The sequence below is a fragment of the Shinella sp. BE166 genome (assembly GCF_051201095.1).
Classification (GTDB): domain Bacteria; phylum Pseudomonadota; class Alphaproteobacteria; order Rhizobiales; family Rhizobiaceae; genus Shinella; species Shinella lacus.
In genome coordinates this window covers 95,873-113,180 of record NZ_JBPEHL010000012.1, presented here as the reverse complement: position 1 = coordinate 113,180, position 17,308 = coordinate 95,873, and the positions used below count along the sequence as shown (strand labels likewise).

At 64.8% G+C, this 17,308-nt stretch carries 20 protein-coding genes; 15 read left to right on the top strand and 5 right to left on the bottom strand.

Going from position 1 to position 17,308, the window contains the following annotated elements:
* Positions 1 to 104: 104 nt before the first annotated feature.
* Both hisC and J2Y63_RS25055 read right to left on the bottom strand, forming a co-directional pair.
* Positions 105 to 1,160: a histidinol-phosphate transaminase gene (hisC, locus tag J2Y63_RS25060; protein WP_435268309.1), complete on the bottom strand. Its 1,056-nt coding sequence runs from the start codon at positions 1,158 to 1,160 to the stop codon at positions 105 to 107.
* A 4-nt stretch (positions 1,161 to 1,164) separates the two neighbouring features.
* Complete coding sequence (locus J2Y63_RS25055; protein WP_435268308.1) at positions 1,165 to 2,082, bottom strand: polyprenyl synthetase family protein; 918 nt, start codon at positions 2,080 to 2,082, stop codon at positions 1,165 to 1,167.
* A 135-nt stretch (positions 2,083 to 2,217) separates the two neighbouring features.
* Between J2Y63_RS25055 and mtgA the strand changes: the two genes are divergently transcribed.
* From mtgA to J2Y63_RS25035, 4 genes are all read left to right on the top strand, one after another.
* Complete coding sequence (gene mtgA / locus J2Y63_RS25050) at positions 2,218 to 2,973, top strand: monofunctional biosynthetic peptidoglycan transglycosylase (protein ID WP_435268307.1); 756 nt, start codon at positions 2,218 to 2,220, stop codon at positions 2,971 to 2,973.
* A 76-nt stretch (positions 2,974 to 3,049) separates the two neighbouring features.
* The gene (locus tag J2Y63_RS25045) at positions 3,050 to 3,697 is read left to right on the top strand and encodes a glutathione S-transferase family protein (RefSeq protein WP_435268306.1); all 648 of its coding nucleotides are present in this window, start codon (positions 3,050 to 3,052) and stop codon (positions 3,695 to 3,697) included.
* Between the two features lie 147 nt (positions 3,698 to 3,844).
* Positions 3,845 to 4,030 carry a 50S ribosomal protein L32 gene (gene rpmF, locus J2Y63_RS25040; RefSeq protein ID WP_024271259.1) on the top strand — a complete coding sequence of 62 codons (186 nt, stop codon included), beginning with the start codon at positions 3,845 to 3,847 and terminating at the stop codon, positions 4,028 to 4,030.
* Positions 4,031 to 4,197: 167 nt separating this feature from the next.
* Positions 4,198 to 4,605, top strand: coding sequence for a hypothetical protein (locus J2Y63_RS25035; protein WP_435268305.1), 408 nt, complete (start codon positions 4,198 to 4,200; stop codon positions 4,603 to 4,605).
* A 36-nt stretch (positions 4,606 to 4,641) separates the two neighbouring features.
* Here J2Y63_RS25035 and phaR read toward each other — a convergent pair whose 3' ends face one another.
* A complete protein-coding gene (phaR, locus tag J2Y63_RS25030; protein ID WP_256119477.1) occupies positions 4,642 to 5,220 on the bottom strand; it encodes a polyhydroxyalkanoate synthesis repressor PhaR in 579 nt (192 codons plus the stop codon).
* 292 nt (positions 5,221 to 5,512) lie between these two features.
* On the opposite strand from phaR, the gene J2Y63_RS25025 reads away from it, so the two are divergent.
* From J2Y63_RS25025 to J2Y63_RS25005, 5 genes are all read left to right on the top strand, one after another.
* The gene (locus tag J2Y63_RS25025) at positions 5,513 to 6,694 is read left to right on the top strand and encodes an acetyl-CoA C-acetyltransferase (RefSeq protein WP_435268304.1); all 1,182 of its coding nucleotides are present in this window, start codon (positions 5,513 to 5,515) and stop codon (positions 6,692 to 6,694) included.
* Between the two features lie 94 nt (positions 6,695 to 6,788).
* Positions 6,789 to 7,514, top strand: a complete 726-nt coding sequence (locus J2Y63_RS25020; protein ID WP_256119475.1) for a beta-ketoacyl-ACP reductase — start codon at positions 6,789 to 6,791, stop codon at positions 7,512 to 7,514.
* Positions 7,515 to 7,591: 77 nt separating this feature from the next.
* On the top strand, positions 7,592 to 7,900 hold the full coding sequence (locus tag J2Y63_RS25015; protein ID WP_435268303.1) for a 4a-hydroxytetrahydrobiopterin dehydratase: 309 nt from the start codon (positions 7,592 to 7,594) through the stop codon (positions 7,898 to 7,900).
* A 71-nt stretch (positions 7,901 to 7,971) separates the two neighbouring features.
* Positions 7,972 to 8,361, top strand: coding sequence for a YkvA family protein (locus J2Y63_RS25010; RefSeq protein WP_256119473.1), 390 nt, complete (start codon positions 7,972 to 7,974; stop codon positions 8,359 to 8,361).
* A 330-nt stretch (positions 8,362 to 8,691) separates the two neighbouring features.
* On the top strand, positions 8,692 to 9,195 hold the full coding sequence (locus tag J2Y63_RS25005; protein ID WP_256119472.1) for an invasion associated locus B family protein: 504 nt from the start codon (positions 8,692 to 8,694) through the stop codon (positions 9,193 to 9,195).
* Between the two features lie 63 nt (positions 9,196 to 9,258).
* On the opposite strand, the gene J2Y63_RS25000 is transcribed toward J2Y63_RS25005, so the two are convergent.
* On the bottom strand, positions 9,259 to 10,659 hold the full coding sequence (locus J2Y63_RS25000) for an MFS transporter (RefSeq protein WP_435268302.1): 1,401 nt from the start codon (positions 10,657 to 10,659) through the stop codon (positions 9,259 to 9,261).
* Positions 10,660 to 10,788: 129 nt separating this feature from the next.
* Between J2Y63_RS25000 and J2Y63_RS24995 the strand changes: the two genes are divergently transcribed.
* From J2Y63_RS24995 to J2Y63_RS24970, 6 genes are all read left to right on the top strand, one after another.
* Complete coding sequence (locus J2Y63_RS24995) at positions 10,789 to 11,691, top strand: LysR family transcriptional regulator (protein ID WP_435268301.1); 903 nt, start codon at positions 10,789 to 10,791, stop codon at positions 11,689 to 11,691.
* Between the two features lie 151 nt (positions 11,692 to 11,842).
* Positions 11,843 to 13,081, top strand: a complete 1,239-nt coding sequence (rlmN, locus tag J2Y63_RS24990) for a 23S rRNA (adenine(2503)-C(2))-methyltransferase RlmN (RefSeq protein ID WP_435268300.1) — start codon at positions 11,843 to 11,845, stop codon at positions 13,079 to 13,081.
* A gap of 117 nt (positions 13,082 to 13,198) precedes the next feature.
* Positions 13,199 to 14,152, top strand: a complete 954-nt coding sequence (locus tag J2Y63_RS24985) for an ABC transporter substrate-binding protein (protein WP_435268299.1) — start codon at positions 13,199 to 13,201, stop codon at positions 14,150 to 14,152.
* A gap of 127 nt (positions 14,153 to 14,279) precedes the next feature.
* Positions 14,280 to 15,158: an ABC transporter permease gene (locus J2Y63_RS24980; RefSeq protein ID WP_435268298.1), complete on the top strand. Its 879-nt coding sequence runs from the start codon at positions 14,280 to 14,282 to the stop codon at positions 15,156 to 15,158.
* Complete coding sequence (locus J2Y63_RS24975; protein ID WP_319324755.1) at positions 15,158 to 15,952, top strand: ABC transporter ATP-binding protein; 795 nt, start codon at positions 15,158 to 15,160, stop codon at positions 15,950 to 15,952. Before J2Y63_RS24980 ends, J2Y63_RS24975 begins: the two co-directional genes overlap by 1 nt.
* A gap of 59 nt (positions 15,953 to 16,011) precedes the next feature.
* On the top strand, positions 16,012 to 16,617 hold the full coding sequence (locus J2Y63_RS24970; RefSeq protein WP_435268297.1) for a DUF1287 domain-containing protein: 606 nt from the start codon (positions 16,012 to 16,014) through the stop codon (positions 16,615 to 16,617).
* A gap of 6 nt (positions 16,618 to 16,623) precedes the next feature.
* Here J2Y63_RS24970 and J2Y63_RS24965 read toward each other — a convergent pair whose 3' ends face one another.
* A complete protein-coding gene (locus tag J2Y63_RS24965; RefSeq protein ID WP_435268296.1) occupies positions 16,624 to 17,265 on the bottom strand; it encodes a LysE family translocator in 642 nt (213 codons plus the stop codon).
* Positions 17,266 to 17,308 lie beyond the last annotated feature (43 nt).

Sequence of the window (17,308 nt, the reverse complement as noted above, 5' to 3'; positions counted from 1 at the left end):
GTGGATTTCGATGGACGATAGCCGATCGTCTTTTGCTCTCCAAGCCGAGGAATTGCACCACATGACCCCCTCGTCCAGTAGGGAAGAGGGGGCTTTTCGCGGCCTCAGACGATTTCCTCGACCGCGGCGATCAGGCGGTCGCATTCCTCCGGCGTGCCGATGGTGATGCGCAGGAAATCCGAGATGCGGGGCTTGGCGAAATGGCGCACCAGCACCGCGCGCTCGCGCAGGCCCTTGGCCAGCGCTTCGCCGCTGTGGGCCGGGTGGCGGGCGAAGACGAAGTTTGCCTGCGACGGCAGCACCTCGAAGCCGCGCTGGCGCAACGCGCCGCTGACGCGTTCGCGCGTTTCGATGACCTTGCCCCGGGTCTCGTCGAACCATGCGCGATCGTCGATGGCGGCAGCGGCGCCGGCCTGGGCGATGCGGTCGAGCGGGTAAGAGTTGAAGCTGTCCTTGACCCGTTCCAGCGCGTCGATCAGCGGGCGCTGGCCGATGGCGTAGCCGACGCGCAGGCCCGCGAGCGAGCGCGATTTCGACAGCGTGTGCACGACGAGCAGGTTGTCGTATTTTCTCGTCAGCGGGATCACGCTTTCGCCGCCGAAGTCGATATAGGCCTCGTCGACCACCACGGGCTGGTCGGGGTGTTCGGCCACCAGCTTCTCGATGGCGGCGAGCGGCAGGCCGATGCCGGTGGGGGCGTTCGGGTTCGGCAGGACGATGGCGCCGCAAGGGCGGTCGTAGTCCGCAAGCTCGATGGTGAAATCATCCTTCAGCGGGATTTCCACGGCCTCGATGCCGAACAGGCGGCAATAGGTCGGATAGAAGCTGTAGGTGATATCCGGATAGAGCAGCGGCTTCTCGTGCTTGAGCAACGCCACGAAAGCGTGTGCCAGCACCTCGTCCGAGCCGTTGCCGACGAAGACCTGGTCCGCGTCGACTTCGTAGAAGCGGGCGATCGACTGGCGCAACGTCAGGGCGGACGGGTCCGGATAGAGCTTCAGGCTGTCGGCGACGGCGGCCTGCATGGCGGCGATCGCCTTGGGCGAGGGACCGTAGGGGTTTTCGTTAGTGTTGAGCTTGGTGAGGTTTTGAATGCGCGGCTGCTCGCCTGCGACATAGGGCTTGAGCGTGGCGACGATCGGCGACCAGAATTTGCTCATGAGGTCAATTCCTGCGATTTGCGATGAAATGGGCGGTTTCGATCAGGATATCGGCCCGATGGCTGAACGGCGCAAGCAGCGCCTCGGCCTCCGTTACAAGGTCTCGAAGACGGTTTTCCGCCCAGGCCTGGCCGCGGCGCGACACGAGCGTCGCTTTGCCGCGTTCGGCATCCTTGCCGGTCGCCTTGCCCATGGTCTGCGCATCCGCGGTGAGGTCGAGAAGATCGTCGGCGATCTGGAAGGCGAGGCCGACCGTCTCGCCATAGCGGCGCAGCGCCAGCCGCTCGCCGTCCGGGGCGCCCGCGATGATCGCGCCGGCCTCGCAGGCAAAGCGCAGCAGCGCGCCGGTCTTCATCGCCTGGAGCGTGACGATGCCGTCCTCGTCCGGCGCCACCGTCTCCGCCGCAAGGTCGAGCGCCTGGCCGCCGGCCATGCCGCCGATGCCGGCGGCGCGCGCCAGCGCCAGCACCAGCGCCGTCTTGGTGGCATCGGGCAGGCGCGTTTCGGGGGCCGCGACGATATCGAAGGCGAGCGTCAGCAGGCTGTCGCCGGCAAGGATGGCGGCGGCCTCGTCGAAGGCGACGTGCACGGTCGGCTGGCCGCGGCGCAGGTCGTCGTCGTCCATGGCGGGCAGGTCGTCATGCACGAGCGAATAACAGTGGATGCATTCGAGCGCCGCGCCGATGCGCAGCGCCGTCTCGCGTTCGACATTTGCAAAGAGGGCGGCGGTCTCGATGACCAGGAATGGGCGCAGGCGCTTGCCGCCGTTGAGCACGGCGTGGCGCATGGCGGCGAGCAGGCGTTCCGGCCGCGCGATCTCGTCCGTCTGCGCGGCGCCGGAGAGCAGCGCCGCCAGCAGCGCCTCCACCGCTTCGGCATTGGTCCTGAGGTGCGACTGGAATTCCTGGTAACGTTCGCTCATCGCCGCTCTTTGGCATGGGCTCCCGGTCGACGCAACGGCAATGCCCGGGGTGCTTCAAAGAATCGCGGCGCGCACTGGTTTTTGGCGAGCCGGGACGGTATGAAGGCGCAACGACGGAAGGACGGACGCCGGCTCTTGGACATCGTACCGGAAACACGCGCAGATACGGTCAATACGGAGGCGGAAGCCGGTGAGAGGGACGGTTGGATGAGCCGGCTGCGCCGGAACTGGCGACGTATCGTCCTTGCCGTGCTGGCCTTCATCGCGCTGCCCTATGTGCTGATCCTGCTTTACACGATCGAATTCGTCCGCCCGGTCTCGACTTTGATGCTGCGCGATCTGGCGCTCCTGCGCGGCTATGACCGGCAATGGGTGGAGTTCGACGCGATCTCGCCCAATCTGGTGCAGGCGGTCATGATGTCAGAAGACGGGCAGTTCTGCCGCCATGGCGGTGTAGACTGGGGCGAGATGCGCGCGGTCGTCAACGAGGCGCTGGCCGGCGAACAGACGCGGGGCGCCAGCACCATCCCCATGCAGACGGCAAAGAACCTGTTCCTCTGGAACGGCCGCTCCTTCCTGCGCAAGGCGATGGAACTGCCGCTGGCGGTCGCCGCGGATTTCATCTGGAGCAAGCGGCGGCTGATGGAGATCTATCTCAACATCGCCGAATGGGGGCCGGGCATCTACGGCATCGAGGCGGCGGCGCAGCATCATTTCAACGTGTCCGCCGCAAAACTGTCGCGCCGGCAGGCGGCGCTGCTGGCGGTTTCGTTGCCCAACCCTTACGAGCGCAATGCCGGTAAACCGGGGCGCGGCCTGCAACGGCTTGCGCGTTTGATCGAGCGGCGCGCCACCCGCTCCGGCGAATATATCAAGTGCCTTTATGAGTGACTTCAGGCCTTTTCATTGGCGCTTGTCTGCCTGAATGCTTACGGTCCGCCGCACCTGAACGGAGTGCCACAAGACCATGTCCGACCTCGTCCTCTATCTCGGTAACAAGAACTATTCCTCCTGGTCCTTCCGGCCGTGGATCGCCATGGAAGCGGCGGGCATCGCCTTTACGGATCATGTGATCCCCTTCGATTTTCCCGCCGGCAATCCGGAATTCAAGCCGATCTCGCCGACGGGCCGCGTGCCGGTGCTGCACCATGGCGACGTGCGGGTGTGGGAATCGCTGGCGATCATCGAATATGTCGCTGAGCTCTTTCCCGAGGCCGGGATCTGGCCGAAGGACCGCACGGCGCGGGCCGAGGCGCGGTCGATCTCGATGGAAATGCTCTCCGGTTTTCGCGCGCTGCGCGGCGCCTGCCCGATGAACATCCGCCGCACGCCGGCGGAAATCGACCTGCCCGAGGGCGTCATGGACGACGTTGCTCGCATCGAGACGATCTGGAAGGGGCTTCTGGCGCGCTCCGGCGGGCCGTTCCTGTTCGGCGATTTTTCCGCGGCGGATGCGATGTACGCGCCGGTCGTCAATCGCTTCGAAATCTATCGCCTGACAGCGGACGAAACGGTACAGGGCTACATGGCGCGCATGAAGGCGCACCCCGCCTGGCAGAAGTGGCAGGCGGCGGCGTTGGCCGAACCGTGGATCGTGCCGGAAGACGAAGCCTGAGCGAGAGAATCGAAAAAATCAGGCCGGGGTCTGGTCAAGCAGGGTTTTGCTGTGTATAAGCCGGCCCAATTTCCGAGATAAAGACATGTCCCTGTCGCCCGTCCGGTGGCCTGAGGATGTGTTTGCCCGATAAGTGGAGTTAGTGAAATGGCTGTACCGAAAAGAAAAACGAGCCCGTCCAAGCGCGGTATGCGCCGTTCCGCAGACGCTCTGAAGGGTTCGACCTACGTCGAAGACAAGAACTCGGGCGAACTGCGCCGTCCGCACCACATTGACCTGAAGACCGGCATGTACCGCGGTCGCCAGGTTCTGACGCCGAAGGAAAGCGCATAATCTGCGTTTTCGGCATCAGCTGAGATCAGGGGCCGGCTCGTCCGGCCCTTTTCTTTTCAGGCCATTTGCTCCGTTCCGTCCCTCACGACATTTTCTTGTGCCGAAACTTCGGCTAAGAGGGCCGGAAGGCTTGCTCGTCAGGGAGCGGCCAGAGGAGAGCGTCGCCTATGCTTTTTGCCATCCCGCTGCTGATCATTCCGTTCGCCCTCTATAACGTCGCCATGGCCGGCCTGTTCGGCGGGGGCGGTGTCGCCGTGCTCGACAGCGAGGTGCTGGCGGTCAATATGCTGTCCGGCACGACCTGGACGATGGCCTTCGGCGATCTGCTCATCTTCATCGCGCTCGTGCTGCTCTTCGTGGAAATCCTGAAGGCTACGCGGCCGGGCTCGCGCGCACTGCTCGATCACATGCTGTCGATGGTGCTGTTCGTGGTTTTCCTCGTCGAGTTCCTGCTGGTGCAGGGGGCGGCGACGCAGATCTTCTTCATCCTGATGACGATCACCTTCATCGATGTCATCGCGGGTTTTGCCGTGTCGATCCGCACGGCCGGCCGCGACGTCTCGATCGGGCTTTGACGCGGCGCGGGGCAACCCCGCGCCAGCCCGTTTTTCTCAGCTTAGATTATCGAGCTTCGTCTGGAGCGCGCGCAGCTGTTCCTTCAGCTCGTCGAGATCCTTCGGCTCGGCCTTGCGGGTCTCCTTTGCCGGCGCGGCATTGGCGAAGGGCGAGAACATCTTCATCGCCTGCTGGAACAGTTCCGTGTTGCGCCGCGTCGTCTCCTCGATCAGCGCCATCGGCACCTGCAGGTTCTTGCCGAGCGGGGTGTCGCCGAAGGTCTTGTTGATCTGCTCGCGCATCTGCGACTGCTGGTCGGTGAAGGCCTGCATGGAGTGCTCGAGATAGCTCGGCACCACCATCTGCATCTGGTCGCCGTAATAGGAGATGAGCTGGCGCAGGAACGAGATCGGCAGGAGCGTGTTGCCGGTCTTCGATTCCTGCTCGAAGATGATCTGCGTCAGCACGGAATGGGTGATGTCGTCGCCGGACTTCGCGTCCTGCACGGTGAATTCCTCGCCCTTCTTCACCATGACCGCGAGATCGTCGAGCGTCACATAGGTGCTCGTGCCGGTGTTGTAGAGGCGGCGGTTCGCATATTTCTTGATGACGATCTGACCGTCGTTGCGGGCCATTAGGGTCTCCTCATCCCCGTGTTCCTGTTTCTTTTTTGATCCTGTCGAGTATCCGCAAAAAGTCGCGACCTGACAATCGAATTGTGCGATGCGGCGAGGAATGCTGCGCAACATGGATTTTTATGCTGCGCGTCGCTTTGATGAAATTTTAGCGGCGCCGGATATCCCGTTTGACTCTCCCCTCCCGCTTTGCCAGTTTTGATACCGGGAGAACCGCCGGGCTCGCGTCGTTCGCGCGTTGAGCCCGGTTCCAAGGCCGACCACCGGTCGATAGAACTGAGGACGTACCACCATGAGCACCCCATCCATCGTCATCGCCAGCGCCGCCCGCACCGCGGTCGGGTCCTTCAACGGCTCCTTCGCCAATACGCCTGCCCACGAACTCGGGGCGACGGTCGTTTCGGCAGTTCTGGAGCGCGCGGGCGTGGCGGCTGGCGAAGTGAACGAGGTGATCCTCGGCCAGGTGCTGCAGGCCGGCGAAGGCCAGAATCCGGCCCGCCAGGCCGCCATGAAGGCCGGCATTCCGCAGGAAGCGACCGCCTGGACCATGAACCAGCTCTGCGGTTCGGGGCTTCGCGCCGTCGCGCTCGGCATGCAGCAGATCGCGACGGGCGACGCCAGCATCATCGTCGCCGGCGGGATGGAATCCATGTCGATGGCGCCGCACTGCGCGCATCTGCGCGGCGGCGTGAAGATGGGCGATTTCAAGATGATCGACACGATGATCAAGGACGGCCTGACCGACGCCTTCTACGGCTACCACATGGGCATCACCGCCGAGAACGTCGCCAAGCAGTGGCAGCTTTCGCGCGAGGAGCAGGACGTCTTCGCCGTCGGCTCGCAGAACAAGGCCGAGGCCGCCCAGAAGGAAGGCCGCTTCAAGGACGAGATCGTTCCCTTCATCGTCAAGGGCCGCAAGGGCGACGTGTCGGTCGATTCCGACGAATATATCCGCCATGGCGCGACGCTCGATTCGATGGGCAAGCTGCGCCCCGCCTTCGACAAGGAAGGCAGCGTGACCGCCGCCAACGCCTCCGGCCTCAATGACGGCGCCGCCGCAGCCCTTCTGATGTCCGAAGCCGAAGCCTCGCGCCGTGGCATCCAGCCGCTCGCCCGCATCGTTTCCTGGGCGACCGCCGGCGTCGATCCGAAGATCATGGGCACCGGCCCCATCCCGGCATCCCGCAAGGCGCTGGAGCGCGCCGGCTGGAAGATCGGCGACGTCGACCTCGTCGAAGCCAACGAAGCCTTCGCGGCACAGGCCTGCGCGGTCAACAAGGACCTCGGCTGGGATCCCTCGATCGTCAACGTCAATGGCGGCGCGATCGCCATCGGCCACCCGATCGGCGCGTCCGGCGCCCGCATCCTCAACACGCTGCTGTTCGAGATGAAGCGCCGCGGCGCCTCGAAGGGTCTTGCCACGCTGTGCATCGGCGGCGGCATGGGCGTGGCGATGTGCGTAGAGAGCATGTAAGCATCAGCTTACAATCTGCTTTGCTATGACCCGCCGCCTGCACGGCAACGGGGCGACGGGTCTATACGAAAACAAACTAAGGGGAGTGAGCCACATGAGCAGGGTAGCATTGGTAACGGGCGGATCGCGGGGCATCGGTGCCGCCATTTCGGTGGCGCTGAAGGCAGCCGGATACAAGGTGGCTGCGAGCTATGCCGGCAATGACGACGCCGCCAACGCCTTCAAGGCGGAAACCGGCATCCCGGTCTACAAGTGGGATGTTGCGAGCTACGAGGCCTGCGTCGAGGGCATCGGCAAGGTCGAGGCCGATCTCGGCCCCGTGGACATTCTCGTCAACAATGCCGGCATCACCAAGGATGCGATGTTCCACAAGATGACGCCCGACCAGTGGGGCGCCGTCATCAACACCAACCTGACCGGCCTTTTCAACATGACGCATCCGGTCTGGACCGGCATGCGCGACCGCAGCTTCGGCCGCGTCATCAACATCTCCTCCATCAACGGCCAGAAGGGCCAGATGGGCCAGGCGAACTATTCCGCCGCCAAGGCCGGTGACCTCGGTTTCACCAAGGCGCTCGCCCAGGAGGGCGCCGCCAAGGGCATCACGGTCAACGCCATCTGCCCCGGCTATATCGGCACGGAAATGGTGCGCGCCATCCCGGAAAAGGTGCTGAACGAGCGCATCATCCCGCAGATCCCGGTCGGCCGCCTCGGCGAGCCGGAGGAGATCGCCCGCATCGTCGTTTTCCTCGCCTCGGATGACGCCGGTTTCATCACCGGCTCGACCGTTTCGGCAAACGGCGGCCAGTTCTTCGTCTGAGCTTTTCCAACGATAAGGAACACGGCGCCTTCGGGCGCCGTTTTCATATGGTAGGATTGGAAAAAGGAGAGGGCGCCATGAAACAGGAAAAACTGAGCGAAGAGGCGATTTCCGAAGCGCTGGCGGGTCTCGACGGCTGGACCCGCTCGGACGACGGCATCGCCATCGAGAAGAAATACAAGTTCAAGACCTTTCGCGAGGCCTTCGGCTTCATGACCGAAGGGGCGCTGGCGGCGGAAAAATTCAACCATCACCCCGAATGGTTCAACGTCTATAACCGCGTCGAGGTGCGGCTCACCAACCATGATGCGGGCGGGTTGACCGAGCTCGACATCAAACTCGCGACCGCGATGGACAAGGCTGCGGGCGAACGCACGAAGAGTTGAAGGCGCGTGAAGGCATTCCCATATGATTCCCGCCGGGCTTTTCCGGCATCGCCACCTGAAGGAGGCCATGCATGGATGATGTGAAGATCGGCGAGATCCTTCTGCCGGGAGACGAGGACGAGCAGGAGCGCCAGGAAAGCCGCGTGAAGCGACGGTTCTGGCCGGTCCTGAAGCGTGCGATGCGCCAGGTTCCCTTCTCCCGCGATCTTGTGGCCGCGTACTACTGCGCGCTGGATTCCCGCACCCCCACGCGGGTTCGCGGCATTCTGCTGGCCGCGCTCGCCTATTTCGTGCTGCCGCTCGATGGCGTGCCGGATTTCTTCGCGCTTGTCGGCTTTTCCGATGACATCGCCGTGCTGACGGCCGCCTTCGCGGCGATCCGTGGCCATATCCGCGAGGACCATTATGTGGCCGCCGACAAGGCCATGGCGGACGAGCCGGACGGGCAGCCTGCCCGGTAAATCCGGCTGCCTCCCGATCGTCGTTCCACCCGCGGTAGCGCAAGTCAAATTCTTGCCCTATTCCTTGTGCCTTAAATGGTTTCGACGGGTTTCTATCTCACCAAAAGGGGACTGGGGACGCCCGCCTTTCTTCTGAAGGCAGCGGCGGGATTTCGACGCAAATTTGTCCCGGTGCGGCGCGGTAACCCTGAGTAAAATGGCCCCTGTTGACGGTTTGGTAACCTGAATTAAGTCAAAATGAATTAAATCGTCATCATGCATGGCCGACACCGGCATCGAAGGCGCCGCCTTCGGTCGGCAAACCACAGGCAAGACAACCGGCAGGAAAACATGTTCGTAAGAAAGCTCGCAACCGCACTCGCCCTCGTTCTCGCGACCGCAGGCGTTGCCTCGGCCCAATCGCCGACGCGCATTCAGCAGTTCAACGCCTGGGGCGCCTATTCCTACCAGGCGAACGGCGGCAAGGTCTGCTACGTGCTCTCCGTGCCGAAGGAAAAGAACCCGGCCGGCGTCGACCACGGCGACGTGTTCTTCCTCGTCTCGCAGCGCCCGGGCCAGAACATCAGCTACGAGCCGCAGGCGATGATGGGCTACCCGCTGCAGGAAAACTCCAAGGTCAACGTCGTCATCGACGGGCGCACCTTCGTGATGTTCACCAAGGGCAACTCGGCCTGGGTGGAAAACGCCGCGGAAGAGCCGGCCCTCGTCAATGCCATGAAGAGCGGCAAGGACATGCAGGTGCAGGCGAAATCGCGCCGCGGCACGGGCACGGCCTATTCCTATTCGCTGTCCGGTATCTCGGCGGCGCTGAAGCAGATCGAAGGCTGCCGCTGAGGCATCCACTCGTTAAAGCAAAAAGGGCCGGCATCACGCCGGCCCTTTTTGTTTGTGCGGTTGTCAGGCGGCGGCGCGCTTCAGGCCGGGTGCGGCGAGCGCCAGCGCCGCGAGCAGCAGGGCGGTGGCAACCGCGAAGGTGACATGCATGCCCGTCTCGACGGCCGGGCCACTGGCGCCCGCCACGTCCTTCGTGCCGACGGCCAGCGTGAAGACCGTGCCCATCAGCGAGGCGCCGGTGATCAGGCCGAGATTGCGCGACAGGTTGAGCAGGCCCGAGGTGACGCCGCGCTCGTCCGCGGCAATACCCGTCATCACGGCGGCGTTGTTGGCGGCCTGGAAGAGCTGGTAGCCGGGCGTCAGCACGATGATCGCCGCGATATAGCCGGGTAGGCCGACGAGCGCGGAAAACACCGGCATGGCCACGGCGCCCGTCGCCATGGTGGCGAGCCCGGCGGCGACCATGGGGGCAGCGCCAAAACGATCGACGAGGCGTCCGGCCAGAAAGCCGGTCAGCACGGAAACCACGGGACCGATCGCCAGCACGAAGCCGACCTGCGCCGGACCGAGGCCGAGCGTGCGCGACAGGTAGAACGGCCCGACGACCAGCGTCACCATGATCACCGTCGCGACAAGCACGTTGGCGGCAAGGCTCGCGGGAAAACCCTCCCGGCGAAAGGCGGCCGGCCGGATTAGCGGGAAGGCGGCGCGGCGCTGCCGAAAGACGAAGAGCGCTGCGCCGACGGCCGATAGGGCGATGAGGGCGGCGTTCACGCCGCCAAGCCGGCCCTGGCCCGCCGTCATCGCCAGCGCATAGGCCGAGAGGGTGGCGGCGAGCAGGCCGGTGCCGAGGAGATCGAAGCGGCCGACCGTGGCCGCGCCGCGGTCGGCGGGCAGGAAGCGCTGGACCAGCACGAAGGCGAGAAGGCCGAAGGGCACGGCGACGAGGAAGATGGCCGGCCAGCCGAAGCCGCTGATCAGCAGCCCGCCCAGCGAGGGGCCAAGCGCCGTGCCGACGGCGGACATGGTGCCGAGCAGGCCCATGACGCTGCCGATGCGCTCCTTCGGCACGGTTTCGCTGACGAAGGCCATGGCGAGCGCCATCATGGCGGCGGCGCCAAGCCCCTGGGCGGCGCGGGCGGCAATCAGCAGCGGCAGCGAGGGCGCGAGGCCGCAGAGCGCCGAGGCAGCGGAAAACAGCGCCAGGCCCGCCAGAAGCAGCCGGCGACGGCCGAGAAGATCGCCGAGGCGGCCGATGCTGGCGATCAGCACGGTGCTGGCCAGAAGATAGGCGAGCACCACCCATTGGACCTGCTGGAAGGAGGCAGAAAACACATCCGCCAGGGTCGGCAGGGCGACATTGGCAATGCTGGTGCCGAGCGAGGACAAAAGGATGCAGAGCGAGAGGCCGGCGAGCGCACCCGCCCTGCTGCGTTTTGCCGTTGGGATTTGCATGTCGTTCATCGTCTGCTCCTTGCGGTTTCCTGAGAAGCAGATAGGCCGTCGCGAGATAGGGCGGAACGCGCATCATTTGCATTCTATTCGTGCGTCTGACGCTATGTCATCTTTGCGCGGGCGTGGTAGGATCGCGCCATGTCGCGACCTGATCTCAACCTTCTCGTCACGCTCGACGTGCTGCTGGCCGAGGGCAATGTCGCGCGCGCGGCGCAGCGGCTGCGGCTCAGCCCCTCGGCGATGAGCCGCGCGCTGGCGCGGCTACGGGATGTGACCGGCGATCCGCTGCTCGTGCGCGCCGGGCGCGGCCTCGTGCCGACGCCGCGGGCGCTGGAGCTGCGCGACGAAGTCGGTCGGGTCGTCGCGGAGGCGGAAATGCTGCTGCGGCCGGCCAAAATCCTCGACCTCCGGAGCCTTGAGCGCACCTTCACGCTGCGCAACCGCGAGGGTTTCGTCGATACGTTCGGGCCGGCGCTGCTGGCGCGCGTCTTGCGCGAGGCGCCCGGGGTCAAGCTCCGCTTCGTGCCGAAACCCGACAAGGAGAGCACGCCGCTGCGCGACGGCCTGGTGGACATCGAAACCGGCGTGATCGGCGGCACGACGGGGCCGGAGGTCCGGGCGCAGGCGCTTCTTCGTGACCGTTTCATTGGCGTCGTGCGGCAGGGGCATCCGCTGCTCGACGGCCCGATGACCGCGGAACGTTTTGCGCAGGGCGACCATATCGTGGTGTCGCGGGGGCGGCGCGAGCGCGGCCCGGTGGACGAGGCTTTGGAGCGTATCGGCCTCAAGCGCACCATCGCCGTCACCGTCGCAAGCTTCTCCGAAGCCGTGACGCTGGCCAGAAGCTCCGACCTGATCGCGCAGGTGTCGGACCGCTCGACGACGCGGTTTCGCGAGGGCATGGCAAGCTTCCCCCTGCCGGTCGACGTGCCGGAATTCACCGTCTCCATGCTCTGGCATCCGCGCATGGATGCCGACCCGGCGCACCGCTGGCTGCGGGCGTGCCTGCGCGAGGTCTGCGCCGACCGGCAAGGCAGGTGACTTTCTGTCGGAACAATGCTAAAGGGCCGGCAACTGGGCTTCGCGCTGCATCGAGCGGCGCTGATCGGCCCGCAATGAACTTCTTGTCGAGCATGAACCGTTTGCGGCGCAAAAGCCTGCGCCGGCGTTTCCTGTTCCTGAGGATGAGCCGATGGCAAGCATGGATTTTCTGAACACGGCCGAGCCGGTCAAGGCACCGGTGGTCCGCACCCTTCCGGCCACTGAGGCGCCGTCGCTGATCGGCCTTTCGCGCGAGGACATGGGCCGGGCGCTGGCCGAAAAGGGCATTCCCGAGCGTCAGGTGAAGATGCGCGTCAGCCAGCTCTGGCACTGGCTCTATGTGCGCGGTGTTTCCGATTTCGACGATATGGCCAATATCTCCAAGGACATGCGCGAAATGCTGAAGAAGCATTTCACCATCGCCCGTCCGGAAATCGTCGAGGAGCAGGTTTCGGCCGATGGCACGCGCAAGTGGCTGCTGCGCTTCCCGCCGCGCGGCGCCGGCCGTCCGGTCGAGATCGAGACCGTCTACATTCCCGAAGAAGGCCGCGGCACGCTGTGCATTTCCAGCCAGGTCGGCTGCACGCTCACCTGCTCTTTCTGTCACACCGGCACGCAGAAGCTGGTGCGCAACCTGACGGCCGAGGAAATCCTCGCGCAGCTGCTGCTTGCCCGCGACCGGCTCGGCGATTTCCCGGACCGCGATACGCCGGCCGGCATGATCGCGCCCGCCGAAGGCCGCAAGGTTTCCAACATCGTCATGATGGGCATGGGCGAGCCGCTCTACAATTTCGAGAGCGTCAAGACGGCCCTGCTGATCGCCACCGATGGCGACGGCCTGTCGCTCTCGCGCCGCCGCGTCACGTTGTCGACCTCCGGCATCGTGCCGGAAATCTACCGTACCGGCTCGGAGATCGGCGTCATGCTGGCGATCTCGCTGCATGCCGTGCGCGACGACCTGCGCGACATGCTGGTGCCGATCAACAAGAAGTACCCGCTGAAGGAACTGCTCGACGCCTGCCGCGCCTATCCGAGCCTGTCGAACGCCCGCCGCATCACCTTCGAATATGTGATGCTGAAGGACGTCAACGACTCGCTGGAAGACGCCAAGCTGCTCATCCAGCTCCTGAAGGGCATTCCCGCGAAGATCAACCTGATCCCCTTCAACCCCTGGCCGGGCACCAACTACCAGTGTTCGGACTGGGAGCAGATCGAGCGTTTCGCCGATTTCATCAACCAGGCCGGCTACGCCTCGCCGATCCGCACCCCGCGCGGCCGCGACATCCTCGCCGCCTGCGGCCAGCTGAAATCGGAATCCGAGCGCATGCGCAAGGTCGATCGCATGGCCTTCGAGGCGATGATGATCGTCGGTCATGGTGAGGACGACTGAGGCCGTTTTGCCGCGGCTTCCTATCAGAAATTGTGATCGAAGAAGCGGATTCCGAGAATTGATTTGAAGGCCTGTTTTGCCTAGAAACTGGCCAAAATCATTCTAGGGAGATCCTCCATGCGCCAACTTCTGCTCGCATTCGCGGCAACACTCGCGATTTCGCTGCCTGCGAAGGCCGAAGACGTCACGGTCGCCGTGACCGCCATCGTCGAACATCCCGCACTTGACGCCGCCCGTGACGGCGTCAAGGAAGCGCTGGAAGCGGCCGGCTACAAGGAAGGCGAGAACCTGACCTTCCTCTACGAATCGGCGCAGGGCAACCCCGCGACGGCCGCCCAGATCGCCCGCCAGTTCGCCGGCGAAGAGCCGAACGTCATCGTGCCGATCTCAACGCCGTCGGCGCAGGCCGTCGTCTCCTCGACGCGCGATATCCCGGTCGTCTTCACCGCCGTGTCCGATCCGCTCGGCGCGCAGCTCGTCAAGGACATGGACAAGCCGGGCGGCAATGTCACGGGCCTTTCCGACATGTCGCCGGTCGCCGAACACCTGGCGCTGATCAAGGAAATCCTGCCGAACGCCAAGACGATCGGCTTCCTCTACAACTCGGGTGAGGCGAACTCCGTGTCGCTGCTCGCCGTCTTGAAGACGGAAGCCGAAAAGGCGGGCCTGACGGTCATCGAATCCGCCGCCACCAAGTCTGCCGAAGTACAGGGTGCCGCGCGTGCCCTCGTCGGCCGCGCCGATGCGATCTACATCCCGACGGACAACACGATCATCTCCGCTCTGGAAGGTGCCGTCGCCGTCGCCGAGGAAGCGAAACTCCCGCTCTTCACCGCCGACACGGATTCCGTCTCGCGCGGCGCCATCGCGGCGCTCGGCTTCAACTACAAGGACGTCGGCCGCCAGACGGGCGAGATCGTCGTGCGCATCCTCAAGGGTGAACACCCGGGCGACATCGCCGTGAAGGTCGCCGCCGGCACCGACCTCGTCGTCAACAAGTCCGCCGCCACCAAGATGGGCGTGACGCTGCCGGAAGCCGTCGTGGGCCGCGCGACCCGCGTCATCGAATAATCCGCCGGTCCGCCGGACAGTCCAAATCGGGTTCAACCGCTGCCGGATCACCCGGCAGCGGTTGATCTGTTAAAAAAACCCCTCCCGCAAGACCCGCGGAAAGGGTGAAGAGAGAAAGCCGAGAGCCGTGAGCCTGATTGCCTTCTGGGGTGCCGTCGAACTGGGGCTGGTCTATGCCTTCGTGGCGATCGGCGTCTACCTTGCCTTCCGCGTGCTGGATTTTCCGGACCTGACCGTGGACGGGTCCTTTCCGCTCGGAGCTGCCGTCACGGCGGTGCTGATCATCGCGGGCGTCAATCCCTGGCTTTCGGCGGCAGTCGCCATGGTGGCCGGTGCCGGTGCGGGTCTGGTGACGGCGATGCTGAACGTGCGCTTCCGCATCCTCAACCTGCTCGCCTCGATCCTCACGATGATCGCGCTCTTCTCGGTCAACCTGCGCGTCATGGGCAAGCCGAACGTGGCGCTGATCAATGCGGACACGATGATCAGCCCGTTCTTCGGCCTCGGCCTTCGCGACTTTTACGTCCGCCCGCTCTTCGTCGGCATCCTCGTGCTCGTCGCCGTCGTGGTGGTCTGGCGCTTCCTGGAAAGCGATGCCGGCCTGTCGATGCGCGCAACCGGGGCGAATGCCCGCATGGCCCGCGCGCAGGGCGTCGATACCAACCGCCAGATCTATCTCGGCATCGCGCTCTCCAATGCGCTGGTGGCACTCGGCGGCGCGCTCTTTGCCCAGACGAACGGCTTTGCCGATGTCACCTCCGGTGTCGGCACCATCGTCGTCGGCCTTGCCGCCGTCATCATCGGCGAGACGCTGTTTGGCACCCGCGGCCTGCTGATGGCCTTGATCGGCTGCGTGCTCGGCTCGATCCTCTACCGCATCGCCATCCAGCTCGCGCTGTCATCGGATATACTCGGCCTCCAGGCCTCCGACCTCAATTTCGTGACGGCGCTGCTCGTCACCGTGGCGCTCGTGCTGCCACGCCTTCGTCGCGGGGGAGCCGCCTGATGATCTCCGTTTCCGACATCAAGGTCACCTTCGGCAAGGGCACGCCGTTGCAGAAACAGGCGCTGAACGGCGTCAGCCTGACCATCGAGGAAGGCCAGTTCGTCACCGTCATCGGCTCGAACGGCGCTGGCAAATCCACGCTGCTCGGCGTGCTCGCCGGCGACGTCATCGCCACCGAGGGCCAGGTGAAGATCGGCACCGCCGACGTCACCCGCCAGGGCACCGCCGCCCGTGCCGGCCGCGTCGCGCGCGTGTTTCAGGATCCGCTGACGGGAAGCTGCGGCGCCCTTTCCATCGAGGAAAACCTCGCGCTGGCCGCCCGCCGTGGCGAACGGCGCGGGCTTTCCTCCGCCCTCGGCCCGCAGCGCCGCGCGCATTTCCGCGAGCGCATCGCCGAACTGAATCTCGGCCTCGAAAACCGCATGCGCGACCGGATGGACCTGCTTTCGGGTGGCCAGCGGCAGGCGGTCTCGCTGGTCATGGCGACGCTTGCCGGTTCCGACGTGTTGCTGCTCGACGAGCATACCGCCGCGCTCGATCCGGGCATGGCGGAGTTCATCATGACTCTCACGCAGAAGATCGTTTCCGAGCGCAAGCTGACCACCCTCATGGTGACCCATTCGATGCGACAGGCGCTCGATTACGGCCACCGCACCGTCATGCTGCATGGCGGCGAGATCGTGCTCGATGTTTCCGGCGACAGCCGCAAGACGCTGCAGGTCGAGGACCTGATCGCCATGTTCCGCAAGATGCGCGGCCAGACGCTCGACGACGACGCGCTGCTGATCGGCTGACGCCCACAAAGCGCCCGAATCCGGCAGCAGCTTTCTTCTGTCGGATTTGGGGGATGTTCATGCTGTTTCGCCGTACGCTGCTGGCCGGTGGCCTGTCTTCGGGGTTCGTGCTCGCGCTGCCGTCGCTCTTGCGGGCAGAACCGGGCGCGGCGGACCGGCTTGTTGCGGCTGCGCGAAAACAGGTCGGCGTCACGCTGACCTATGATGCGGCCTATTCCCGGCTCGATTATCCCGGCGGCGACGTGCCGCGGGAGCGGGGCGTGTGCACCGATGTGCTCGTGCGGGCCTATCGGGACGGGCTCAGCATCGACCTTCAGGTGCTGGTGCATGAGGACATGCGGCGGGCATTCTCCGCCTATCCGGCCCTCTGGGGCCTGAAGAAGACCGACCGCAACATTGATCATCGCCGGGTGCCCAATCTCCAGGCCTTCTTCAAGCGCGCGGGTGCCGCACTGGCGGTGAGCGAGAATGGCGCGGACTATCTGCCGGGCGATATCGTCTCGCAGATGCTGCCCGGCAATCTGCCGCATATCGGCATCGTGGCGGATGAGCGCACGCCGGATAGCTCCCGGCCGCTCGTGGTCCACAATATTGGCGCGGGCGCGCGCCTTGAGGATGTGCTCTTTGCCTACAAGATCACCGGGCACTACCGCTACGGGGTCTGACCGCCCTCACTTCGCCTGCGTGAGAAAAATCTTCATCGCAAAGACAGAAAAGACGCCGGCGAAGGTGTAGTCGATACCGCGCAGCACTTTCGGGTTCTGCTGGAGCCAGGTGGAAAGCCTGTCAGCGGCGAAGATGACGAGGATGTTGACCGGGATGCCGACGATGATGAAGAACAGGCCGAGGAAAATCAGCTTGCCGGTGACATCCGGGTCGCCGGCCGAGATGAACTGCGGCAGGAAGGTCATGAAGAAGATGATGACCTTCGGGTTGAGAAGGTTCACCCAGAAGCCGCTGGAAATGTTCGAGAACGCCGTTCCGCGCGGGCCGGCGGCCGTCTTGACCGAAAAATTCGAGCCGTAGCGGATCGCCTGGATGGCGAGCCACAGCAGGTAGGCGGCACCGCCGGTTTTCAGGATCATGAAGGCGGTTGGCGAGGCGGTGATCAGCGCCGAAATGCCGAAGGCGACGAGCAGTGTGTGCACCACGATGCCAAGGCTGGTGCCGACCACCACGAAGAGCGCCGGGCCGCGGCCCTGCGAGAGCGCCCGGCTGATCGACAGCGTCATGTCCGGGCCGGGCGTGGCGGCGAGCAGCAGGCTTGCGGCCGTGAAGGCGAGAAGCGTCGGGAGGGTGGGCAGGACATCCATGAGGGTGCGTCTCGAAAGCCGGAGGGGATGCGAAATCCCTAGT

Coding starts and splice junctions, on each gene's coding strand:
- J2Y63_RS25020 (WP_256119475.1), top strand. CDS start 6,789: ATGAGCAGGGTAGCATTGGTAACGGGCGGATCGCGGGGCATCGGTGCC.
- phaR (WP_256119477.1), bottom strand. CDS start 5,220: ATGGCCCGCAACGACGGTCAGATCGTCATCAAGAAATATGCGAACCGC.
- J2Y63_RS25045 (WP_435268306.1), top strand. CDS start 3,050: ATGTCCGACCTCGTCCTCTATCTCGGTAACAAGAACTATTCCTCCTGG.
- J2Y63_RS25015 (WP_435268303.1), top strand. CDS start 7,592: ATGAAACAGGAAAAACTGAGCGAAGAGGCGATTTCCGAAGCGCTGGCG.
- J2Y63_RS25035 (WP_435268305.1), top strand. CDS start 4,198: ATGCTTTTTGCCATCCCGCTGCTGATCATTCCGTTCGCCCTCTATAAC.
- J2Y63_RS25010 (WP_256119473.1), top strand. CDS start 7,972: ATGGATGATGTGAAGATCGGCGAGATCCTTCTGCCGGGAGACGAGGAC.
- hisC (WP_435268309.1), bottom strand. CDS start 1,160: ATGAGCAAATTCTGGTCGCCGATCGTCGCCACGCTCAAGCCCTATGTC.
- J2Y63_RS25005 (WP_256119472.1), top strand. CDS start 8,692: ATGTTCGTAAGAAAGCTCGCAACCGCACTCGCCCTCGTTCTCGCGACC.
- J2Y63_RS25000 (WP_435268302.1), bottom strand. CDS start 10,659: ATGAACGACATGCAAATCCCAACGGCAAAACGCAGCAGGGCGGGTGCG.
- J2Y63_RS24975 (WP_319324755.1), top strand. CDS start 15,158: ATGATCTCCGTTTCCGACATCAAGGTCACCTTCGGCAAGGGCACGCCG.
- J2Y63_RS25025 (WP_435268304.1), top strand. CDS start 5,513: ATGAGCACCCCATCCATCGTCATCGCCAGCGCCGCCCGCACCGCGGTC.
- rlmN (WP_435268300.1), top strand. CDS start 11,843: ATGGCAAGCATGGATTTTCTGAACACGGCCGAGCCGGTCAAGGCACCG.
- J2Y63_RS24995 (WP_435268301.1), top strand. CDS start 10,789: ATGTCGCGACCTGATCTCAACCTTCTCGTCACGCTCGACGTGCTGCTG.
- rpmF (WP_024271259.1), top strand. CDS start 3,845: ATGGCTGTACCGAAAAGAAAAACGAGCCCGTCCAAGCGCGGTATGCGC.
- J2Y63_RS25055 (WP_435268308.1), bottom strand. CDS start 2,082: ATGAGCGAACGTTACCAGGAATTCCAGTCGCACCTCAGGACCAATGCC.
- J2Y63_RS24970 (WP_435268297.1), top strand. CDS start 16,012: ATGCTGTTTCGCCGTACGCTGCTGGCCGGTGGCCTGTCTTCGGGGTTC.
- J2Y63_RS24985 (WP_435268299.1), top strand. CDS start 13,199: ATGCGCCAACTTCTGCTCGCATTCGCGGCAACACTCGCGATTTCGCTG.
- J2Y63_RS24965 (WP_435268296.1), bottom strand. CDS start 17,265: ATGGATGTCCTGCCCACCCTCCCGACGCTTCTCGCCTTCACGGCCGCA.